This window comes from Methylibium sp., from assembly GCF_035762065.1.
GTDB lineage: Bacteria > Pseudomonadota > Gammaproteobacteria > Burkholderiales > Burkholderiaceae_C > Methylibium.
This window is the reverse complement of the sequence record NZ_DASTPW010000042.1, coordinates 1-19573: the sequence shown is the minus strand read 5'-3', so window position 1 is coordinate 19573 and position 19573 is coordinate 1. Positions and strand designations below refer to the sequence as shown.

Annotated in this window: 22 protein-coding genes and 1 tRNA gene; 6 read left to right on the top strand and 17 right to left on the bottom strand. The window is 68.5% G+C overall.

Features of this window, described 5'->3' with window-relative positions; genetic code table 11:
- Window positions 1-16: 16 nt before the first annotated feature.
- From VFR90_RS11415 to guaB, 7 genes are all read right to left on the bottom strand, one after another.
- Window positions 17-997: an LD-carboxypeptidase gene (locus VFR90_RS11415; protein ID WP_326406258.1), complete on the bottom strand. Its 981-nt coding sequence runs from the start codon at window positions 995-997 to the stop codon at window positions 17-19.
- The gene (gene tadA / locus VFR90_RS11410) at window positions 997-1617 is read right to left on the bottom strand and encodes a tRNA adenosine(34) deaminase TadA (RefSeq protein WP_326406257.1); all 621 of its coding nucleotides are present in this window, start codon (window positions 1615-1617) and stop codon (window positions 997-999) included. Before tadA ends, VFR90_RS11415 begins: the two co-directional genes overlap by 1 nt.
- Window positions 1614-1877, bottom strand: a complete 264-nt coding sequence (locus tag VFR90_RS11405; protein ID WP_326406256.1) for a hypothetical protein — start codon at window positions 1875-1877, stop codon at window positions 1614-1616. The genes tadA and VFR90_RS11405 overlap by 4 nt, the downstream gene beginning before the upstream one ends.
- 37 nt (window positions 1878-1914) lie before the next feature.
- Complete coding sequence (locus tag VFR90_RS11400; protein ID WP_326406255.1) at window positions 1915-2574, bottom strand: 2'-5' RNA ligase family protein; 660 nt, start codon at window positions 2572-2574, stop codon at window positions 1915-1917.
- A gap of 4 nt (window positions 2575-2578) precedes the next feature.
- A complete protein-coding gene (gene guaA, locus VFR90_RS11395) occupies window positions 2579-4162 on the bottom strand; it encodes a glutamine-hydrolyzing GMP synthase (RefSeq protein ID WP_326406254.1) in 1584 nt (527 codons plus the stop codon).
- Between the two features lie 5 nt (window positions 4163-4167).
- On the bottom strand, window positions 4168-5439 hold the full coding sequence (locus tag VFR90_RS11390) for an MFS transporter (RefSeq protein ID WP_326406253.1): 1272 nt from the start codon (window positions 5437-5439) through the stop codon (window positions 4168-4170).
- Between the two features lie 64 nt (window positions 5440-5503).
- Entirely contained in the window at window positions 5504-6973 is a 1470-nt protein-coding gene (guaB, locus tag VFR90_RS11385) for an IMP dehydrogenase (protein WP_326406252.1), read from the bottom strand.
- 152 nt (window positions 6974-7125) lie between these two features.
- Here guaB and VFR90_RS11380 point away from each other — a divergent pair, with 152 nt between their 5' ends.
- Window positions 7126-7629: a DUF4124 domain-containing protein gene (locus tag VFR90_RS11380; protein ID WP_326406251.1), complete on the top strand. Its 504-nt coding sequence runs from the start codon at window positions 7126-7128 to the stop codon at window positions 7627-7629.
- Here VFR90_RS11380 and VFR90_RS11375 read toward each other — a convergent pair.
- On the bottom strand, window positions 7626-7946 hold the full coding sequence (locus VFR90_RS11375) for an RnfH family protein (RefSeq protein ID WP_326406250.1): 321 nt from the start codon (window positions 7944-7946) through the stop codon (window positions 7626-7628). The two genes, VFR90_RS11380 and VFR90_RS11375, sit on opposite strands and share 4 nt — an antisense overlap.
- Window positions 7943-8404: a type II toxin-antitoxin system RatA family toxin gene (locus VFR90_RS11370; protein ID WP_326406249.1), complete on the bottom strand. Its 462-nt coding sequence runs from the start codon at window positions 8402-8404 to the stop codon at window positions 7943-7945. The genes VFR90_RS11375 and VFR90_RS11370 overlap by 4 nt, the downstream gene beginning before the upstream one ends.
- A gap of 40 nt (window positions 8405-8444) precedes the next feature.
- Here VFR90_RS11370 and smpB point away from each other — a divergent pair, with 40 nt between their 5' ends.
- Window positions 8445-8909 (top strand): SsrA-binding protein SmpB, encoded by a 465-nt coding sequence (gene smpB / locus VFR90_RS11365; RefSeq protein ID WP_326406248.1) that lies wholly within the window; start codon window positions 8445-8447, stop codon window positions 8907-8909.
- Between the two features lie 85 nt (window positions 8910-8994).
- On the opposite strand, the gene VFR90_RS11360 is transcribed toward smpB, so the two are convergent.
- From VFR90_RS11360 to phaR, 3 genes are read right to left on the bottom strand one after another with little or no spacing between them, the layout of a single operon-like run.
- Window positions 8995-10173 (bottom strand): PLP-dependent transferase, encoded by a 1179-nt coding sequence (locus VFR90_RS11360; RefSeq protein ID WP_326406247.1) that lies wholly within the window; start codon window positions 10171-10173, stop codon window positions 8995-8997.
- Window positions 10170-11555 carry a 30S ribosomal protein S12 methylthiotransferase RimO gene (gene rimO, locus VFR90_RS11355; RefSeq protein ID WP_326406246.1) on the bottom strand — a complete coding sequence of 462 codons (1386 nt, stop codon included), beginning with the start codon at window positions 11553-11555 and terminating at the stop codon, window positions 10170-10172. The genes VFR90_RS11360 and rimO overlap by 4 nt, the downstream gene beginning before the upstream one ends.
- A 34-nt stretch (window positions 11556-11589) precedes the next feature.
- Window positions 11590-12201 carry a polyhydroxyalkanoate synthesis repressor PhaR gene (phaR, locus tag VFR90_RS11350; RefSeq protein ID WP_326406245.1) on the bottom strand — a complete coding sequence of 204 codons (612 nt, stop codon included), beginning with the start codon at window positions 12199-12201 and terminating at the stop codon, window positions 11590-11592.
- A gap of 185 nt (window positions 12202-12386) precedes the next feature.
- Between phaR and VFR90_RS11345 the strand changes: the two genes are divergently transcribed.
- Genes VFR90_RS11345 through hemP form a run of 3 tightly spaced genes read left to right on the top strand, consistent with a single transcriptional unit; the run spans window position 12387 to window position 14858 of the window.
- Window positions 12387-13340, top strand: a complete 954-nt coding sequence (locus VFR90_RS11345) for a GDP-L-fucose synthase family protein (protein ID WP_326406244.1) — start codon at window positions 12387-12389, stop codon at window positions 13338-13340.
- A gap of 32 nt (window positions 13341-13372) precedes the next feature.
- Window positions 13373-14551: a GDP-mannose 4,6-dehydratase gene (gmd, locus tag VFR90_RS11340; protein WP_326406243.1), complete on the top strand. Its 1179-nt coding sequence runs from the start codon at window positions 13373-13375 to the stop codon at window positions 14549-14551.
- A 49-nt stretch (window positions 14552-14600) separates the two neighbouring features.
- Complete coding sequence (gene hemP, locus VFR90_RS11335) at window positions 14601-14858, top strand: hemin uptake protein HemP (RefSeq protein WP_326406242.1); 258 nt, start codon at window positions 14601-14603, stop codon at window positions 14856-14858.
- Here hemP and VFR90_RS11330 read toward each other — a convergent pair.
- Both VFR90_RS11330 and VFR90_RS11325 read right to left on the bottom strand, forming a co-directional pair.
- Entirely contained in the window at window positions 14848-16569 is a 1722-nt protein-coding gene (locus VFR90_RS11330; protein WP_326406241.1) for a RecQ family ATP-dependent DNA helicase, read from the bottom strand. The two genes, hemP and VFR90_RS11330, sit on opposite strands and share 11 nt — an antisense overlap.
- Before the next feature lie 161 nt (window positions 16570-16730).
- Window positions 16731-16801, bottom strand: a tRNA-OTHER gene (locus tag VFR90_RS11325).
- Between the two features lie 120 nt (window positions 16802-16921).
- On the opposite strand from VFR90_RS11325, the gene VFR90_RS11320 reads away from it, so the two are divergent.
- On the top strand, window positions 16922-17665 hold the full coding sequence (locus VFR90_RS11320) for a hypothetical protein (protein ID WP_326406240.1): 744 nt from the start codon (window positions 16922-16924) through the stop codon (window positions 17663-17665).
- A 60-nt stretch (window positions 17666-17725) separates the two neighbouring features.
- Here VFR90_RS11320 and VFR90_RS11315 read toward each other — a convergent pair whose 3' ends face one another.
- From VFR90_RS11315 to VFR90_RS11305, 3 genes are all read right to left on the bottom strand, one after another.
- The gene (locus VFR90_RS11315; RefSeq protein WP_326406239.1) at window positions 17726-18949 is read right to left on the bottom strand and encodes a phage major capsid protein; all 1224 of its coding nucleotides are present in this window, start codon (window positions 18947-18949) and stop codon (window positions 17726-17728) included.
- Window positions 18950-19035: 86 nt separating this feature from the next.
- Window positions 19036-19275 carry a helix-turn-helix transcriptional regulator gene (locus VFR90_RS11310; protein ID WP_326406238.1) on the bottom strand — a complete coding sequence of 80 codons (240 nt, stop codon included), beginning with the start codon at window positions 19273-19275 and terminating at the stop codon, window positions 19036-19038.
- Complete coding sequence (locus VFR90_RS11305; RefSeq protein ID WP_326406237.1) at window positions 19272-19526, bottom strand: hypothetical protein; 255 nt, start codon at window positions 19524-19526, stop codon at window positions 19272-19274. The genes VFR90_RS11310 and VFR90_RS11305 overlap by 4 nt, the downstream gene beginning before the upstream one ends.
- Between the last annotated feature and the right edge of the window lie 47 nt (window positions 19527-19573).

Here is a 19573-nt window from a genome sequence, read left to right as displayed (position 1 = left end):
AGCTGGGCCTAGACCGTCACGCCGCTGCCCAGCCGATGAGCACGTTGCGTCCTTCGACACGCACGAGCACACGCCGCCCCACCGGCAGGCTGATCTTCGTCGGCACATGTCCGAACGGCAGCCCGGTAAGGATCGGCGTCTTCGTCAGCGTGCGCAGGTGGTCGATCACCCCGCGCAGTCGGTAGCCCCGGTCCATCGCCGTCGGCGGCGGCACTGCACTGAACGCGCCCAACAAGATGGCACGCTGCCGGTCCAGTACACCGCACTGGTGCAGTTGAAGCAGGTTGCGTTCGGTGCGGTAGGTGCGCTCGTTGACGTCCTCGAGGAAAAGCACGCCCTGCTTCACTTGAGGAAAGTGCGGCGTGCCCAGCAACGCAAGCAACACCGTGAGGTTCCCGCCCCAGAGCACGCCCCGCGCTTCGAGGCCGTCGAAGCCGGCTTCGGTGCGAAAGCCAACGGCTTCGAGCTCGCCGTGCATCGCCTCGACGAAGCAGCCTTCGGTCACGTCGTCGATGCCGCCCTGCTCGGCCGTGCGGCTGAAGTCGTCGTGGGCAAGCGGCCCGGCCCAGAGGCCGCCGCAGTCGCCATGTGCATGCTCGTGGCGACGATGCCGGGCGGGAGGCGCGACGACGGCGCCGTGGGCCATCGCCGCCAGATGCAGCGCGGTGAAGTCGCTGTGGCCGACCCAGCGCGTGCCGCGTTCGATGCTCGTCGCGATGCGACGCCAATCGATGTGGTCGAGCAGACGCGTGAGCCCGTAGCCGCCGCGCAGCGCGAGCGCGACCGACGGCGCGGCGTCGGCGACGCGGTGCAGTGCGGCCAGCCGCGTCGCGTCGTCGCCGGCGAAGCGCTGATGACGCGCAAGCGCGTCGGCATCGAGTACCGCGTCGAAGCCGAGCGAGCGCAGGTGCTTGACCGCGCGCCGTGCGGCCGGGCGGTCGAGCATCACGCCCGACGGCGCGAAGACGACGAGCGACGGCGCCGTGGGGTCGGCCATCAGGTCTCGGGCAGGCCGCGCGCGATCGTGCGCGGGTCCATCTCGATCACTTCGACGATGTCGAAGTCGCTGTCCTCGAAGCGCGCGACGGCCTCGCGCCGGCCGGCGTCGCGGGCTTCCTCGCGTTCGCGGCGGCGCTGGGCGCGGCGCTCGGCGAAGAAGTCGCGCAGCAGCAGGCCACAGGCGTCGGCGAGCACGCCGCCGTGCCATTCGGTGTGATGGTTGAGCCGGCTCTCGCCGAACAGATCGACGACCGAGCCGGCCGCGCCCGTCTTCGGGTCGCGCGCGGCGAAGACGACGCGCTTGAAGCGCGCGTGCATCAGCGCCATCGCGCACATCGCGCAGGGCTCCAGCGTCACGTAGAGCGCGCAGTCGGGCAGCCGGTAGTTGCCGAGCAGCTGCGCGGCGTGGCGCAAGGCGACGATCTCCGCGTGGGCCGTCGGGTCGTGCGTGGTGATCGGGCGGTTGTAGCCGGTCGCGACGACCTGCTGCACGCCGTCGACCTCGCGCACGATCACCGCGCCCACCGGCACTTCACCGACGAGCCAGGCGTTGTGGGCCTGGTCCAGCGCGAGGCGCATCGCGGCCTCGTCGCGGCGCAGCTGCTCGGGGCCGTTCATCGCTCGGCATCCCCGGGGCGCCGCGGCGCCTGCTGCATCAGCTTGCCGACGTCTTCGGCCACCTTGCGAGGCAGCTCTTGCGGGACGCGCACCGTCGCGTCGTGGGTGGAAGTGCTCGATGCCTGCGACGGTGCCGACGACAGCCCGGACAGCGAACGCTTCACGAGCAGGCCGACGACCGACAGCACGACGACGAGGCTCAGCAGTCCGAAAGCAATGCGCATGGGAGCAGGAAGGAGGCCGGCGAATCCGGCCGCCATCGCATTCTGCCGTCGGCTCCCGGTGAAAGCCGACCGGTCAGGCCGCGGCGCCGACCGGCCAGCGCCCGAGCACGCGATGCACTTGCTTGCCCGTCAGGCTCTCGATCAGCAGCAGCTCCCGGGCGGTCCAGCGGATCGGCTCGGTCGCCTGCTGCGCGACGCGTCGTGCGTCGTAGAGCAGCGTGAGATGCGGTGTGAAGCGCCGGCCGAGCGGCGACTTCAGGCCGACCGCCGTCATCGCCGCCGCGATCCGCTGCTGGAACAGCAGCAACGCAGGGTTCGCGGCTTCGGAGGCCAGCAGCACCAGCGGCTCGCGTTCCTTGCCGGTCGCGAACGTGACGAGGCCGTCCAGCACGACGTCGAAAGGCTTGCCGGCGATGCCGGAAGCGACCGCACGCGAGCCTTCGACCATCGCGGCCGGCAAGGCACCGACGCCGCCTGCGACGAAGTACAGCGTGACGTGAAGGCGCTCGGCGTCGATGTCACTGCCCCCGAGCCGGTGCTCGAGCCGGATCGATCGGCGTCGCGCCTCGAGTGCCTCGAGCGTGGGTGCGTCGGGCCGCAGCGCGAAGAAGAGCGTGCGGGCTTGCTGCCGCTCGACGTCGTCCGGCGCCGTGGTTGCCGCGTCGTCCGCGTTGTCGAAGCCGGGCAGAGCCGCCTGCCCCGGCGCCGATCCCGGCGCGTGATGCTCACGCACTCGATCACTCCCACTCGATGGTCGCCGGCGGCTTGCTGCTCACGTCGTAGGTCACGCGGTTGATGCCGCGCACCTCGTTGATGATGCGGCTCGACACGCGCTTGAGCAGTGCGTGCGGCAGCTCCGCCCAGTCGGCGGTCATGAAGTCGCTGGTCTGCACCGCACGCAGCGCGACGACCCATTCATAGGTGCGGCCGTCACCCATCACGCCGACGCTCCTGACCGGCAGGAAGACGGCGAAGGCCTGGCTCGTCAGCTCGTACCAGTTCTTGCCGCTGACCGGATCGAGCGTGCTGCGCAGTTCCTCGATGAAGATCGCGTCGGCGCGGCGCAGCAGATCGGCGTACTCGCGGCGTACCTCGCCGAGGATGCGCACGCCCAGGCCCGGCCCGGGGAAGGGATGCCGGTAGACCATCGCCGGCGGGAGCCCGAGCGCGACGCCCAGCTCGCGCACCTCGTCCTTGAACAGTTCGCGCAGCGGCTCGAGCAGCTTCAGACCCAGGGTCTCGGGCAGGCCGCCGACGTTGTGATGGCTCTTGATCGTCGTGGCCTTCTTCGTCTTGGCGCCGCCGGACTCGATCACGTCGGGGTAGATCGTCCCTTGCGCGAGCCATTTCGCGTGCTCGAGCTTGCCGGCCTCGCGCTGAAAGACTTCGACGAACTCGCGGCCGATGATCTTGCGCTTGGCCTCGGGGTCGCTCACGCCGGCCAGTGCACCGAGGAACTGCTCGCTTGCATCGACATGCACGACCTTCGCATGCAGCTTGCCGGCGAACATTTCCATCACCATCGCGCCCTCGTTCAGCCGCAGCAGGCCGTGATCGACGAAGACGCAGGTGAGCTGGTCGCCGATCGCGCGGTGGATCAGCGCGGCGGCGACGCTCGAGTCGACGCCGCCCGACAGGCCCAGGATCACTTCTTCGCCGCCGACCTGCTCGCGAATGCGCGCGACGGCTTCCTCGATGTAGTCGCCCATGACCCAGTCGGGCCTGGCCTTCGCGATCCCGAGCACGAAGCGCTCGAGCAGCGCCCTGCCCTGCACCGTGTGGGTGACCTCCGGGTGGAACTGCACCGCGTAGTAGCCGCGCGATTCGTCGGCGATGCCGGCGATCGGGCACGCCGGCGTCGAGGCCATCAGCTTGAAGCCGGGCGGCAGCTTGGTCACCTTGTCGCCGTGGCTCATCCAGACCTTCAGCATGCCGTGGCCCTCGGGCGTCGAGAAGTCCTCGATGCCCTTCAGCAGCGCGGTATGACCGTGCGCACGCACCTCGGCATAGCCGAACTCGCGATGGGTGCTGGCCTCGACCTCGCCGCCTTGCTGCACGACCATCGTGAACATGCCGTAGCAGATGCCGAGCACCGGCACGCCGAGCTCCCACACCGCCTGGGGCGCGCGCAGCTCGTGCGCCTCGTACGTGCTGGCGTGGCTGCCCGACAGGATCACCGCCTTCGGCGCGAAGCCGCGGATGAAGGCGTCCGACACGTCGTTCGGATGGATCTCGCAATAGACGTGCGCCTCGCGCACGCGCCGCGCGATGAGCTGCGTGACCTGCGAGCCGAAGTCGAGGATCAGGATCTTGTCGTGCATGGTCGTCAACCGGCCGGAGAAAGCGAGGCGCGCCGCTCGCGCCGGAAATGCCACCACGCGAGCAGCATCGCCGCGCCTTGCAGCACCGCGCAGAAGAAGAACGGCGCGCCGATGCGCCAGTCGCCGCGCGGGTAGTGCGAGACCACGCCGAGCAGCGCCGCGCCGAGGACCGGCGCGACCACCGCCATCAAGCTGTTGAGCGCGCCGACGGCACCGAGCGTCTGCCCCTGGTTCGTCGCATCGGCCGCGCCGGAGATGATGCTTTGCAGGGAGGCCTGCACAGTGAAGCCCAGCACGTTGAGGCCGATCACGACGTACATCATCCAGCCCTCGGTGATCGCACCCCAGGCCAGGTAGGCGAGCGCGGACGACGCGAGGCCGATCACCGCGAGCCGCTGCGCGCTGAAGCGCTTCAGCAGCCGCGACAGCAGCACACCCTGCACCAGCGCGGACATCACGCCCACCGCGAACAAGGACCAGCCGTTGTCCGCCGGCCCCCAGCCGAACTTGAAGCTCGTGTAGAGCACCCAGCTCGTGTACATCGTGAACTGAGCAAGGCCGACGCAGGCGAGCACGACGACCAGCAGACCGACGCCCTTCAGTTGCGTCAGCGCCGTCAGCGAGGTGATCGGATTCGCGGCGCGCCAGTGAAAGGCGCGGCGGCGTTCCCGCGGCAGCGACTCGGGCAGCACGAACCAGCCGTAGGCGAGGTTCAGCAACGCGAGCGTGCCGGCCACGTAGAAGGGCAGGTGCAGGTCGATGTCGCCGAGCAGCCCGCCCATCACCGGCCCGGCGATGAAGCCGAGGCCGAACATCGCGCCGATCTGGCCGAAGCGCTTCGCGCGCTGTTCGGGCGGCGTGATGTCGGCGACGTAGGCGTTGGCGACCGCCGCGTTGGCCTGCATCGCACCGCCGACCAGCCGGACCGCGATCAGCATCCACAGTGCGGTCGCCATCGCGGTCGCGAAGAAGTTCAGCGCGAGCCCGCAGAAGCCGAGCAGCAGCACCGGCCGGCGGCCGTAGCGATCGGACAGCGCGCCCAGGACCGGCGAGCCGAAGAAGTTCGCCAGCCCGAAGGCGAAGGCGACGACGCCGTACCAGTAGGCCTGATCGGCCTGGCTGCCGGTGAAGCTGCCGACCAGCGGCGGCAGCACCGGCACGATCAGGCCGATCGCGAGCATGTCGATCAGCACCGTGATCATGATGAAGGGCATCGCGGCGGCGCGGCGGCCAGGCGTGGCGGCAGCGGCGGGCGGGGCAGGCAGCGGAGCGCTCAAGAAGGTCTTTCGAAAAAGACGAACCGCCCGCGAACAGCCGGGCGGTTCGTCCGCGAAGGCGGCGTCACTCCGCCCGGTAGTTCGGCGCTTCCTTCGTGATCTGCACGTCGTGCACGTGGCTCTCGCGGATGCCGGCCGACGTGATTTCGACGAACTCGGCCCGCTCGCGCATTTGCTCGACGGTCGAACACCCGCAGTAGCCGAGCGAAGCGCGCAGTCCGCCGGCCATCTGGAACAGGATCGCGACCACGGAGCCCTTGTAGGGCACACGACCCTCGATGCCTTCGGGCACCAGCTTGTCGGCGTTCGGATTCGCGCCGGTGTTTTCCTGGAAGTAGCGGTCGGCGCTGCCCTGCTGCATCGCGCCGATCGAGCCCATGCCGCGGTAGCTCTTGTAGCTGCGCCCCTGGAACAGGACGATCTCGCCGGGCGCCTCCTCGGTGCCGGCGAACATGCCGCCCATCATTACCGCGTGCGCACCGGCGGCCAGGGCCTTGGCGATGTCGCCCGAGTAGCGCACGCCACCGTCGGCGATCAGCGGCACGCCGCTGCCTTTCAGGGCGGTGGCCACGTTGTCGATCGCGGTGACTTGCGGCACGCCGACCCCCGCAACCACGCGCGTCGTGCAGATCGAGCCGGGGCCGATACCGACCTTCACGCCGTCGGCGCCGGCCTCGACCAGCGCCAGCGCGGCTTCGCCGGTCGCGATGTTCCCGCCGATCACGTCGACGTGCGGGTACTGGCGCTTGACCCAGCGCACGCGCTCGATCACGCCGGCACTGTGGCCGTGGGCGGTGTCCACCACGATCGCGTCGACGCCGGCGTTCGCGAGCAACTCGACGCGCTCTTCCGTGCCCTCGCCCACGCCGACCGCGGCGCCGACGCGCAGCTTGCCCTGCGCATCGCGCGCGGCGTTCGGGAAGTTGGTCTGCTTGGTGATGTCCTTCACCGTGAACAGCCCGCGCAGTTCGTTCTTCGCGTTGACGACGACCACGCGCTCCAGCTTGTGCTGGTGCATCAGGGCCTTCGCCTGCTCGAGCGTCGCACCTTCGTTGACGCTGACGAGCCGTTCGCGCGGCGTCATGATGTCGCGCACCGGCGCGTCGAGCCGCGTCTCGAAACGCAGGTCGCGGCCGGTGACGATGCCGACGACGCGCCCGTCGTCGACGACCGGAAAGCCCGAGATGCCGTGCTGCCGCGAGAGCTCGATCACGTCGCGCACCCGCACGCCCGAGGAAATGGTGATCGGGTCGCGCAGCAGGCCCGATTCGTAGCGCTTGACCCGTGCCACCTCGGCCGCCTGCTGCTTGGGCGAGAGGTTCTTGTGGACGATGCCCATGCCGCCCTCCTGCGCCAGCGCGATCGCGAGGCGGGCCTCGGTCACGGTGTCCATCGCGGCGGACACGAGCGGCAGGTTGAGCTGGATGTTGCGCGAGAGGCGGGTGGCGAGCGAGGTGTCGCGCGGCAGGACCTGGGAGAAGGCTGGCACCAGCAGCACATCGTCGAAGGTGAGTGCTTTGCCGAGTAGGCGCATGAGGCTTTGCTCCAGTCGCAAAGCGCGATTGTATGCAGCCGCTTCTCGCCGGCCGGCTTGCGTGACGCATGCACGCCGATGCGCGCGCCGGTGTGGCCGGCGCGTCGGCGCGGCACGGCTGCGCGCCACCCCCTGCCGCATACTCGCCGGCCATGAAAAGCCTGCTCATTCATGGTTTGCGCGGCCTTGTCGCGATCGCGCTCGCCGCCTCGAGCCTCGGCGCCGCGGCGCAGTGGAAATGGCGTGATGCGCAGGGTCGCGTGCAGTACAGCGACCTGCCGCCGCCGGCCAGCGTGCCGGCAAAGGACGTGCTGCAAAGCCCGATCTCGCAGCCCGCCCCACGCGTGGTCGACACGCCGGCAGCGGCCTCCGCCTCGGCGCCGGCGAAGGCGGCCAGCAGCGTCGATCCGGCGTTGGAAGCCAAGCGCAAGCAGGCCGAGCAGCAGGAGCAAGCCAAGCAGAAGGCGCTCGAAGCCCAGCAGGCCCAGACGAAGGCGCAGAACTGCGAACGCGCCCAGGCCTACATGCGCACGCTCGAGAGCGGCGTGCGCATCGCCCGCACCCAGGCGAACGGCGAACGCGAGTACCTCGACGACGCGGCACGCGCGCGCGAGACCGAGCAGACGCGCCAGGCGATGCAGTCGAACTGCCGCTAGCCGCGGCGCTTCTTCGTAGCGGCGCGCGCGTCGGCCAAGGCCTGCTTCTCGTCGCGCCCGCGTGCGCGGCGCGCTTCCTTGGGGTCGATCGCGAGCGGCCGGTACAGCTCGACACGGTCGCCATCGACAAGTTTGCGATCGGCGCGGCAGCCTCGGCCCCAGATGCCGCAGCTCATCGGCCCGCTGCGCAGCTCGGGATGGCGATCGACGAGCCCGCTCGCGGCGATCGCCTGCTCGACGCTCGAGCCCGGCGGCATCTCGAGCACGCACAGATCGATCGTCCGCGCCGCCGCGGCGTAGACGACCTCCACCTTCATCGCGGTCCGTGGACCTGCTCGGCGCGCTTGACGAAGGCATCGACGAGCGTGTCGGCGATGCGGTCGAACACGGGACTCACGATCGCTTCGAGCGTGCGCCCGCTGAAGGTGTAGCGCAGGTCGAAGTCGACGCGGCAGGCGGTGGCCGGCTGCTGCGGCGCGCCGGGCGAAGCCAGCGGCGTGAAACGCCAAAGGCCGTCGAGCTGCGAGAACGGGCCATCGACCAAGGTGACCACCACCGCCTGCTCCCCTTCGTGGCGGTTGCGGGTGGTGAAGGCGTGGCGCACGCCGAGGTAATTGAGGTGCAGCCGCGCGGTCATGCCGTCGGGGTGCCGCTCCAGCACCTCGGCGCGCTCGCACCAGGGCAGGAACTTGGGGTAGTCGGGCACCGCGGTGACCAGCTGCTGCATCTCGCTCGCCGAGTACCACAGCAGCACGCTTTTCTTGACGTGCTTCATCGCTTCCTAGAATGACGGCCGGATTTTATTGAGAGCCCTCATGTCCATCGCCGACAACAAGAAGGCGCGCTTCAACTACACGATCGAGGAGCAGTACGAGGCCGGCATCGTCCTCGAAGGCTGGGAGGTCAAGGCGATCCGCGCCGGGCAGGTGCAGCTGACCGACGGCTACGTCGTCATCAAACAAGGCGAGCTGTTCCTGATCGGCCTGCGCGTGAACCCGCTTCGCGAAGCCTCGACGCACGTGCACCCGCAGGCCGACCGCACGCGCAAGCTGCTGATGAAGGGCGACGAGATCCGGCGCCTGATCGGCAAGATCGAGCAGAAGGGCTACACGCTGGTGCCGCTGAACCTGCACTACAAGGGCGGCCGCGTGAAGGCCGACATCGCGCTCGCGAAGGGCAAGGCGACGCACGACAAGCGGCAAGACGAAAAGAAGCGCGACTGGGAGAGAGAAAAGGGACGCTTGATGAGAACCAAGGTCTCATCGAACCCGAAGGGTTGACGGCGTGCCCGGGGGGGGCCTTTCGCCGTAGGCGGCAGGGCCGACCGATGCGCACCGCGCCTGGCCGCCCGAAGCGCTCGGACGCCTAGGCTCCCAGGCTCTGCAGCGCCTGCTCGCAATCGGCGATCAAGTCGCCGACCGCCTCGAAGCCGAGCGAGAAGCGCACCAGCGTGCCCTGCCCCGCCCTGTCGCGCAGCGCCCCAAGGTCGTAGGGCACGACTAGGCTCATCGGCCCGGCCCACGAATAGCCGATGCCGAACAGCCGCAGCGCATCGACGAAGGCGTCGACCCGCTTGGCCTCGAAGCGCGCATCGAAGACCACCGAGAACAAGCCGGCCGCCGCCGAGCAGTGGCTCGCCCAATGCGCGTGCCCCGGCGACTCCGCCATCGCGGGATGCAGCACCTGCGCGACTTCCGTGCGCCGCTGCCACCACGCCGCCAGCTCGCGCGCTGCGCGGTCCTGCGCCGCATAGCGCAGGGCGAGCGTGGGCAGCGAGCGCAGCACGAACTCGGCATCGTTCGCACCGACGCCCAGGCCGAGCCGCATGTGCGCCAGTTTGATCTGCTGGTGCAGCGCGTCGTCGCGCGTCACCACCGAGCCCATCAGCACGTCGGCGCCGCCCGACGGGAACTTGGTCAGCGCCTGCATCGAGACATCGGCGCCACAGGCGAAGGCGTCGAAGGCAAGGCCGGCGCCCCAGGTGTTGTCGAGCGCGCTGCGCACGCGGCGTTCGCGGCAGATCGCGGTGAGCGCACGCAGGTCCGGGAACTCCATCGTCACCGAGCCGGGCGCTTCGATCCACACCAGCCGCGTCGCCGGGCCGATGGCATCGGCGAGGCTTTGCGGCGCCATCGGGTCGTACACCCGGTGCGCGACGCCGAGGTCGGCCAGCATCGAGCGCGCCAGTTCGCGGCTTGGCCCGTAGACGTTGTTCGGCAGCAGCACCTCGTCGCCGGCGCGCAGCAAGGCGAGATCGACCATCGCGATCGCCGCCAGACCGCTCGGCGCCAGCAGGCACTGCAGGCCGCCTTCGAGGGTGGCGATCCGCTCCTCGAGCGTGAAAGTGGTCGGCGTGCCGTGCAGTCCGTAGGTGTAGCCAGTCTTGTGCTTCCAGTCGCGCGCGCGCAGCGAGGCGACGTCCTTGAACAGCACCGTCGAGGCCTTGTGGATGCCGAGCGGCACCGCGTCGAAGCCGGCCGGCGCGGTGTAGCCGTGATGGATCAGGCCGGTGGTCGGCCGGTCGACGTGCGTGCCATCGCTCACAGCGGCTGTCCGAGCAGGTCGTGCCCGCGCGTCGCGACGACGCGCGCGCGCACGAAGTCGCCGACCTTCAGCGTGCGGCTGGCCTTCTGCGGCGGCAGCAGATGCACGAGGCCGTCGATCTCGGGCGCATCCGCGTAGCTGCGTCCTCGGCCGCCCTGTCGGCCGAGCGCCGGAGCGTGGTCGATCAGCACCTGCATTTCGCAGCCGACGCGCTCTTCGAGCTTGGCCGCCGAGACCTGCTCGGCCACCGCCATGAAACGCGCGCGGCGCTCCTCGCGCAGCGCCTGCGGCAATGCGCCGGGCAGCTCGTTCGCGCTGGCGCCCTCGACCGGCGAATACGCGAAGCAGCCGGCGCGGTCGATGCGTGCCTCGCGCATGAAGTCGAGCAGGTGCTCGAACTCGGCGTCGGTCTCGCCCGGGAAGCCCGCGATGAAGGTGGAGCGCACCGCGAGCGGAGGGCAAGCATCGCGCCAGCGCGCGAGCCGCTCCAGGTTCTTTTCGCCGCTGGCCGGCCGTTTCATGCGCCGGAGCACGTCGGGGTGGCTGTGCTGGAACGGCACGTCGAGGTAGGGCAGCACGCGGCCGGCGGCCATCAGCGGCAGGATCTCGTCGACGTGTGGGTAGGGATAGACGTAGTGCAGCCGCACCCACGCGCCGTGCGGCTCGGCCAGCTCGCCGAGCTTTTCGACCAGATCGGCCATGCGCGTCCTGACCGGCCTGCCGTCCCAGAAGCCGGTGCGGTACTTCACGTCGACGCCGTAGGCCGAGGTGTCCTGGCTGATGACCAGCAGCTCCTTGACGCCCGACTCGAACAGCGCACGCGCCTCGTTGAGCACATCGCCGATCGGCCGCGAGACCAGATCGCCGCGCATGCTTGGGATGATGCAGAAGCTGCAGCGGTGGTTGCAGCCCTCGCTGATCTTCAGGTAGGCGTAGTGCTTGGGGGTGAGCTTGACACCGGCCGCGGGCACCAGATCGACGAACGGGTCGTGCGGCTTCGGTGCGTGCGCGTGCACCGCGTCCATCACCTCGTCGGTCGCGTGCGGGCCCGTGACCGCGAGCACGCTCGGATGCACCTGGGCGACGAGCTTGGCCCCGCCCTCCCCCGACTTCGCGCCGAGGCAGCCGGTGACGATCACGCGGCCGTTCTCGGCCAGCGCTTCGCCGATCGTGTCGAGGCTTTCCCTGACCGCGTCGTCGATGAAGCCGCAGGTGTTGACGATCACCAGGTCGGCGCCGGCGTAGCTCTTGGATGTCTCGTAGCCCTCGGCGCGCAGCCGGGTCAGGATCAGCTCGGAATCGGTCAGTGCCTTCGGGCAGCCGAGCGAGACGAAGCCGATGCGCGGCGGGGCGGAGGAAGCGACTGCGGTGTCTTGCGGCATCGACGGATTTTCGCCGAGCCGCGCCGGTTAGCGCTCAGGGGCGCTTCGCGCCGAGCCCGAAGCCTGCCGGGAACAGCGCCTCGAGCGAGCCGGCCTGCTTGTGCATCTGCTCCTGCATCTGCGCGAAGAGCTGCTTCGACTGATCGAGGTAGTTGCTCATCAGCCCTTGCATGATGGGCGCCTGCCCGCTCATGAACTGCGCCCACAGCTCGGGACTGAACGGCTGGCCTGCGCTGAGTCCCGACTGCTCGGCGAAGCGCGCCTGCATGTCGGTGAAGACTTGGATGTTCTTCTCGAGGTAGGAGCCCATCAGGCCCTGCATCGTGTGGCCGTAGAAGCGGATGATGTTCGCGAGCACCGGCGTGGTGAACATCGGCGCGCCGTCGGCCTCCGCTTCGAGAATGATCTGCAGCAAGATGCTGCGGGTGAGGTCCTCGCCGGTCTTGGCGTCGCGCACGACGAAGCGTTCGTTGTCGAGCACCATCTGCCGCACGTCGGCCAGCGTGATGTAGCCGCTGCTGTGGGTGTCGTAGAGGCGGCGGTTCGGGTACTTCTTGAGCACGCGCTCCTTGGTACTCGCCTCGCTGTCGTCGGCCTCGCCGGCCGCGCCCGTCTTGCGTGTCGCGCGAGCTCTGGCTTGGGTCATGCAACGGTCTCCGTCGAAAGCCCGAATTCTAGAAACGGGCTCTGGAGGCCCCCGAAGGGTTTTCCCGCCGCGCGCTGCGCGTCTGCGAGGGCCGCTGCCCCCAATCTGAACCGTCGGCAGCCGCGAGGAATGCCGCGACAATCCCGGGCCGCCGCATTCGACTCCCCTTCTTGCCCTTGCAACCCATGCTTTCCAGCCCATCGAGGATCTTCGTCGCCGGCCACCGCGGCATGGTCGGATCGGCGCTCGTGCGTCGTCTCGAAGCGGTATCGGGCCTCGACGTGTTGAAGGCCGATCGCCGCGAGCTCGATCTGCTCGACGGCGCCGCGGTGATGCAGTGGATGCGCCGCGAGCGGCCCGATTACGTCTTCCTCGCCGCGGCGAAGGTCGGCGGCATCCAGGCGAACAACCTCTACCGCGCCGACTTCCTGCACCAGAACCTCATGATCGAGGCCAACGTGATGCACGCCGCCCACGCAAGCGGCGTGCAGCGGATGATGTTCCTTGGCTCCAGCTGCATCTACCCGCGCGACTGCCCACAGCCGATTCGCGAGGACTACCTTCTCACCGGCCCGCTCGAGCCGACCAACGAGCCGTATGCGATCGCGAAGATCGCCGGCATCAAGCTCGCAGAGAGCTACAACCGCCAGCACGGCCGGCAGTACGTCAGCGTGATGCCGACCAATCTGTACGGCCCCCACGACAACTACGACCTCGCCAACAGCCACGTGCTGCCGGCGCTGATCCGCAAGGCACACGAGGCGAAGCTCGGCGACGCGGCCGAGCTGGTCGTCTGGGGCAGCGGCGCGCCGCGGCGCGAGTTCCTCTACGTCGACGACCTCGCCGACGCCTGCGTGCACCTGATGACGAGCGGCTACGACGGTCCGCTGCTCAACATCGGCACCGGCGAGGACCTGAGCATCCGCGAACTCGCCGAGACCGTGATGGACGTGATCGGCTTTCGCGGCCGCATCGTCTTCGATGCAGGCAAGCCCGACGGCACGCCGCGCAAGCTGCTCGACGTGTCGCGACTCGCCGGCCTGGGCTGGAAGGCCCGTACCCCGCTGCGCGACGGCATCGCGCTGGCCTACGCCGATTTCCTGCATCGCGAGGCGGGGTCCGGCCGCCGCGCCACCTGAACCCATTCCCACGCAAGCCCCGAACCCAACGCATGAACACCCCGAAGAAAGTCGCGCTGATCACCGGCGTCACCGGCCAGGACGGCGCCTACCTGAGCGAGCTGCTGCTGAAGAAGGGCTACGAGGTCCACGGCATCAAGCGTCGAGCGTCGCTGTTCAACACCGACCGGATCGACCACCTCTACCAGGATCCGCACGTCGATCAGCCGCGCTTCAAGCTGCACTACGGCGACCTGACCGACAGTACCAACTTGATCCGCATCATCCAGCAGGTGCAGCCGGACGAGATCTACAACCTCGCGGCGATGAGCCACGTCGCGGTGAGCTTCGAGACGCCCGAGTACACCGCGAATGCCGACGGCATCGGCACGCTGCGGATCCTCGAGGCGATTCGCATCCTCGGGCTCGAGAAGAAGACGCGCTTCTATCAAGCCTCGACCTCCGAGCTCTACGGCCTGGTGCAGGAAGTGCCGCAGAAGGAGACGACGCCGTTCTACCCGCGCAGCCCTTACGCGGTCGCAAAGATGTACGCCTACTGGATCACGGTGAACTACCGCGAGGCCTACGGCATGTACGCCTGCAACGGCATCCTGTTCAACCACGAGAGCCCGCTGCGCGGCGAGACCTTCGTGACGCGCAAGATCACCCGCGCGCTCGCGCGCATCTCGCTCGGGCTGCAGGACTGCGTCTACCTCGGCAACCTCGCGGCGCTGCGCGACTGGGGCCATGCGCGCGACTACGTCGAGATGCAGTGGCTGATGCTCCAGCAGCAGCAGCCCGAGGACTTCGTCATCGCCACCGGCGTGCAGTTCAGCGTGCGCGACTTCGTCGAGATCAGCGCGGCCAACCTCGGCATCCGGTTGCGCTTCGAAGGCCAGGGCGATCGCGAGGTCGGCATCGTCGAGGCGGTGGACGACCTGCCGCAAGCGCTGCAGGCCGCGGCGATGACGACGAGCTACACCGCGAACCTGCGCCGCTCGAAGGTCAAAGCCGGCGACGTGATCGTGCGGGTCGATCCGCGCTACTACCGGCCGACCGAGGTCGAGACGCTGCTCGGCGACCCGAGCAAAGCGAAGGCCAAGCTCGGCTGGGAACCGACGACGACGCTGCCGGAACTCGTCGCGGAGATGGTGACGAGCGACTACCACGCGGCGCGCCGCGACAGCCTGGTCAAGATCGCCGGCTTCCAGACCTTCGATTACCACGAGTGATGGCCGCCGCAGCGCGGCCGTGCACGCGACGCGGTACCGCTCCACCGTCATGGGCTTGCAAATGCGAACGGTTCGCATTAGATTGGCCGCCATGGCATCCGACACCACGACGCTCCTTGGCCGCAGTCAGGCGGCCGCCTCCCTTTCACCGCGATCGCTCGCGGGCGGCGCCGCCAGCCCGCCAGACCCGCGGCGCTGGTTCAGCCAGCAGCTGTTCGGCGACCGGCACGAGGTGCAGATCGCGCATGGCGACAGCGTCTATCGCCTGCGCATCACCTCGCTCGGCAAGCTGATCCTTACGAAGTAGACGCGGCCAGCGCGCCGCGCCGGCGTGCAGCCCCGGCGCGCAGCGGCTGCACCCACTCGGCGAGGAAGCACCGCGTCTGGCCGCTCGGGAAGCTCACGTCGACCGAGCTGCCGTTGATCGCGCGGACTTCGCCGCGGCCATAGCGGCGCACCTTCACCGCGTCACCGGGCTTCAGCGATGAAAGGCCGGTGTCCGACCCTGCCGCCGGCGGTTCCGCGTCCTTTGCCGTCCCTTCCCGAGCCGCCTCGCTCAAGTGCGTGGCCAGATGCAGGCAGTTGTCGCAATGGCCACAGCGGTCGAAGCCGGCGGGTCGGGCGTCGAAATGATCGAGCAGCACGCGCCAGCGGCACCAGCCGCTTTGCGCATAGAAGACCATCTGCTCGAGCAGCGCGCGATCCTCGTCGCGCTTGTCCGCGTACGAAGCGCCCAGCGCGCGCAGCGCCGCGGCGTCGAGCCCGGCGCGCAGCAGGCGCAGGCCGCCGCGCGCATCCTGCCGTACCACGCCCTGCCGACGCAGCAGGCCGACTCCCACCTGCAGCTTGCCGCGTGGTCGATCGAGCGAGCGTTGCAAGGCGTCGATCGTCCATCGCTCGCCTTCCGGCGCCGGCTTGCCGAGCTCGGCGTAGAGCGCATTCATGTCATCGGCCGCCGGATAGCGGTTGGCAAGGAAGAACTGCTGGACCGCCTTGTCGCCGCGCAGGAACAGCAGCGTGCAGCGCGCAGCGGCGCCGTCGCGGCCGGCGCGGCCCGATTCCTGGTAGTAGGCATCGAGCCCGGAGGGCATCTGGTAGTGCAGCACGAAGCGCAGGTCCGCACGGTCGATGCCGAGGCCGAAGGCGTTCGTCGCGACCATCACCCGGCTGCGTCCGTGCATGAAGTCCTCCTGCACCTGCTTGCGCCGGGGCGCCGCGAGCCGCCCGTGGTACAGCCCGGCATCGATGCCGGCCTCGCGCAGCGCCGCATGCACCGTCTGCGCCGCTTTCACCGTCGCGGTGTAGACGATGCCCGCGCCGGTCTCCTGCGCCAGCAGCGCCTGCAGCCGCGGGTGCTTGTCAGCTTCCTGCGCCAGCACCTCGACGCGGTAGTGCAGGTTCGCCCGGTAGGTGCCGGTTTGAACGAGCCCCTCGGCCGCGATGCCGAGTTGCTCGCAAATATCGGCGGCGACCGGGTCGGTTGCGGTCGCGGTCAGCGCGAGCACCGCCGGCCGGCCCAGCCGCAGCAGCGCCGGCCCGATCTCCAGGAAGGCCGGCCGGAAGTCGTGTCCCCACTGTGAGATGCAATGCGCCTCGTCGACCACCAGCAGCGCGTTGGGCCGGCCGGCGAGCAGCGCGAGCATCCGCGGTTCGGCCAGGCGCTCGGGCGTCAGGAAGACGATGCGCGCGCGGCCCTCGGCCACCGCCACTTCGGCCGCCTGCGCAGCGTTAGCGTCGAGCGCGCTGTGCAGCTGCACCGCATCGATGCCCAGGCTTTGCAGCCGGTCGCACTGGTCCTTCATGAGCGCGATCAGCGGCGAGACCACCAGCGTGCGGCCTTCGAGCAGCAGCGCAGGCAACTGATAGCACAGCGACTTGCCTGCGCCCGTCGGCATCACCGCCAGCGTCGGCTGACCGGCGAGCACACGATCGATCACGAGCCGCTGGCCGTGTCGCAGGGCTTTCAGGCCGAAGACGCCGCGCAGCTTTGCAAGGATCGGATCGGTGGCTCGAGGCATCTGGGCGCGTCGAGCAAGTGGCGCTCCCAGGCGGCCCGACGATCACCCGCCGAGACGACGAGCAGGTGCTCTAGAAAGCAAGGGAGAGGCAAAGGCGGCAAGTCGTGGCCAAGAAACGCCGAAGGGGTTCGGCATCGCTGCCGAACCCCTTCGCTTTGCTGTGGTGGGCCCTGAGTGACTCGAACACTCGACCTACGGATTAAGAGACCATCTTCGGACACCGCTAGGCTCCATGCTACTCGCAAGAATGCTGATCGGTAAGGTGCGAAACCGCCGGATTGGTCGGCCGAACGTGCATCAGAAGAACTTGCCCTGCCTTAGCGTTCGAGCTGGCCAACTACGATTGATGCTCATGCAGTGCAAGCTCTGCGGTATGAGCCGTCGCTTGGTCAAGGCCCACATCGTGCCAAAGGCGTTTTGGGTCACGATGCGCGACGGAGCCGTAGCTCCGGTGCTTGCCACGAACACGCCGGGACACTTCAGCAGGAAAGCTCCGATCGGCGTGTACGACGCGACGATCCTGTGCGTCCTCTGCGAGGCGAAGTTTCAGGCGGTGGACGACTATGGCGTCGAAGTACTGCTGAAGCGGTTCAACTACTACTTCACGCCGATCGAGGAAGGCGGCTTGGTTCGCGCATACGAGTCATCGAAGGTCGATCAGATGCGCCTTACACGCTTCGTCGTCGCCATAGCTTGGCGAGCCTCGGTCTCAAGCCAACCGTTCTTCTCGAAGGTCTCACTCTGTGCCTTGGAGCAGTCGGCCGGTGAGGTTTCGACCGACCCAACCATACCCGTGCCAAGCCAGTTCGGCGTCTGCCTGAGCAGGTGGCGCACGTCTGCTGACAACGACGGCGCTGCCGACGCGATGCTTGATCCGGTCCCCGAGCAGATAGGCGGGATCAATTGCCTTCGCTTCTACCTCGGTCGGACGCTCGCCTGGCTACGCATCGACGCGCTACCGTTCCGTCCACCGTTGAACCGGCTCGAGCTTTGCAGCCAACCGAAAGCGGTTGTCGTCGCACGTGACTTCGGCAAGAGCCGCGACTTGGCTGCGATGGTGAATGTGCTGCGATCGGGCGGTGCTCCAGCTCCCTGAGGCGCTTCTGCAAGTCGGCAAGCGTCGGTGCAGGCGCCTGCACCAACGCGCGTCCAACAACTATGGCCGAACGCCGGTCACCACAGCGAAAGCCTTCGGGTACTCGATCATCACGTCGGCTCGCATGTGGCCGATCATGCCGATCTCACCGGTGGTCGCGAACGCTTGATCGAGCTTCTGCAGCGAGAGCTGTTCGCGCATCGCAAACTTCAGGCGTGTGAAGTCGCCGATGTAGATCTCGCTGCAGTCGGTCGAGCTGCCCACCGTCAGGTTGTTCGGCACCTGCGAGGTGGCGATCATCTTCATCGTCTGCAACCGCGGGGGAATCTGCAGCGGCTGATTCGTCGAGTCCAACAGACCCGCGAGCTTGACCAGGCTGCGCGGGCTCATGATCGCGGCCGTCGGCTCCTGCGCATCCTGCTGAAGGATCGTCTGCATCGCGCTGAAGAAGTTCGCGTAGCCGGTGAGCGCGGCCCCGTTGGTGCCGTTGGTCACCGCGCCGACGTTCGTCGTGTTAAGGATGCCGCGAGGCTCCGGCGAGGTGCCCGACCCACGCAGTGCCACCCGGTCCAGCTCGCGAGCGAAGCTCTGCGCGATTGCCAGCGTCAGCACCGCGTCGATCTCGCTCGCATCCATCAGCAGCTCGCGGCTGACCCTGAAGTAGAAGGCCAGCGACTTCGGCGCGGCAACGACAGCGCGGAAGGTCGGGTCGGATTGCGCCACGTTGCCGCTCTCGGCGCGCCAGGCGGCCGTCGGGATCGTGTCGAGAGCGGCGAGGGTGTAGGACTTCGCGCCCATTTCCATCGGCACGATGGAAGCCCCAGCCGTCAGGACCGATGACACCGGCACCAAGGCCTCGAGCACGCGCGGCATAAGGATGCTCGGGACCATGTGCCCGCCGGCGGTGTCGGTGCCGACGGTGAGCGCAGCCTTGACGGAATCGACTGTCGGCAGGCCCGCGATGCCTCGGACGAAGTCGGTCAGGCTCATGTCCTGATCGGCGCGAGTCGGCGCGCCGGCGCGCAGGTAGTGCTTTCGGAACGCCTCGGGCGTTCGCATCGCGCTGCTGTCGCGCTTGCCGGTGAAGCCAGCCACCGCTGCCTGAGCGCGATTCGAATGCTCGACGATCTCCGCGTCGACCTTCTCGATCGCTTCGAGAAGCGAGTCGAGCTGCTCGGCTTCGGCGATCGGCATGCGTTTGTCGCTCGGGTACTTCCCGTTCAGCGCGTTGGCCTGGCTGGAGAGTTCATCGCGCCGCAGGCGCAGTTCGGAGAGCTTGCTCATGGGGTCCTTTCAAGGTGGAGGCCCATGGTTTCGCCGCTAGAGCGCGAGCGCAGCCGGTAAAGCGGGCGAAGTTCGCTTGTGCAGGGTCAACGTTGCTGAAGCACGCGCGCCGTGAGCTTTTTCTGCCTGATCCACTTCTCCAGGTCACTGCGCTCGATGACTTCGATCCCAGGCGAAATCTCGAAGAAGGGCGGAAAGCGCTTGTCCGTGGCGATGATGCGAGCCAGCGTGTGCCGCGTGATGCCCAGCTCAAAGGCCACGGCCTTGCGGCGCAGGAACGTGGCACTGCGGGCGGTGCCCTGTGCGGGCGAAGCCTCGTCGCTCACTGCACCGACGGCTGGCTCTGCGACACGACGCGCGTGATCTCCTGACACTCGCCCTGCGGGCTGACGAGCAACAGGGCGATGCGGCGTTGGCCCAGCCCGAACAGGTCCAGCTCGACCCTCACGCGGGCCCCACTCGCGGTGGCGGCATGTACCTGCTGCAGCAGCTCGTCGGGCTGCTGCCCAAGCGCCATCGCGGTAAACCTCCCAGCCGCCTCGACGAGTTCGACGATGGCTTCTTCAGCTTCGCTCATGTATTTCCTTTCGATGGCCTAAGGCCGTTGCTGACCACACCACTAAC

Excerpts from the sequence above, each read along its gene's own strand:
- VFR90_RS11330 (WP_326406241.1), bottom strand. The coding sequence starts at position 16,569 with ATGCCTCGAGCCACCGATCCGATCCTTGCAAAGCTGCGCGGCGTCTTC.
- VFR90_RS11375 (WP_326406250.1), bottom strand. The coding sequence starts at position 7,946 with ATGAAGGTGGAGGTCGTCTACGCCGCGGCGGCGCGGACGATCGATCTG.
- VFR90_RS11415 (WP_326406258.1), bottom strand. The coding sequence starts at position 997 with ATGGCCGACCCCACGGCGCCGTCGCTCGTCGTCTTCGCGCCGTCGGGC.
- tadA (WP_326406257.1), bottom strand. The coding sequence starts at position 1,617 with ATGAACGGCCCCGAGCAGCTGCGCCGCGACGAGGCCGCGATGCGCCTC.
- VFR90_RS11305 (WP_326406237.1), bottom strand. The coding sequence starts at position 19,526 with ATGAGCGAAGCTGAAGAAGCCATCGTCGAACTCGTCGAGGCGGCTGGG.
- VFR90_RS11405 (WP_326406256.1), bottom strand. The coding sequence starts at position 1,877 with ATGGCGGCCGGATTCGCCGGCCTCCTTCCTGCTCCCATGCGCATTGCT.
- guaA (WP_326406254.1), bottom strand. The coding sequence starts at position 4,162 with ATGCACGACAAGATCCTGATCCTCGACTTCGGCTCGCAGGTCACGCAG.
- hemP (WP_326406242.1), top strand. The coding sequence starts at position 14,601 with ATGGGCTTGCAAATGCGAACGGTTCGCATTAGATTGGCCGCCATGGCA.
- VFR90_RS11320 (WP_326406240.1), top strand. The coding sequence starts at position 16,922 with ATGCAGTGCAAGCTCTGCGGTATGAGCCGTCGCTTGGTCAAGGCCCAC.
- rimO (WP_326406246.1), bottom strand. The coding sequence starts at position 11,555 with ATGCCGCAAGACACCGCAGTCGCTTCCTCCGCCCCGCCGCGCATCGGC.
- guaB (WP_326406252.1), bottom strand. The coding sequence starts at position 6,973 with ATGCGCCTACTCGGCAAAGCACTCACCTTCGACGATGTGCTGCTGGTG.
- VFR90_RS11370 (WP_326406249.1), bottom strand. The coding sequence starts at position 8,404 with ATGAAGCACGTCAAGAAAAGCGTGCTGCTGTGGTACTCGGCGAGCGAG.
- VFR90_RS11345 (WP_326406244.1), top strand. The coding sequence starts at position 12,387 with ATGCTTTCCAGCCCATCGAGGATCTTCGTCGCCGGCCACCGCGGCATG.
- smpB (WP_326406248.1), top strand. The coding sequence starts at position 8,445 with ATGTCCATCGCCGACAACAAGAAGGCGCGCTTCAACTACACGATCGAG.
- VFR90_RS11315 (WP_326406239.1), bottom strand. The coding sequence starts at position 18,949 with ATGAGCAAGCTCTCCGAACTGCGCCTGCGGCGCGATGAACTCTCCAGC.
- gmd (WP_326406243.1), top strand. The coding sequence starts at position 13,373 with ATGAACACCCCGAAGAAAGTCGCGCTGATCACCGGCGTCACCGGCCAG.
- phaR (WP_326406245.1), bottom strand. The coding sequence starts at position 12,201 with ATGACCCAAGCCAGAGCTCGCGCGACACGCAAGACGGGCGCGGCCGGC.
- VFR90_RS11380 (WP_326406251.1), top strand. The coding sequence starts at position 7,126 with ATGAAAAGCCTGCTCATTCATGGTTTGCGCGGCCTTGTCGCGATCGCG.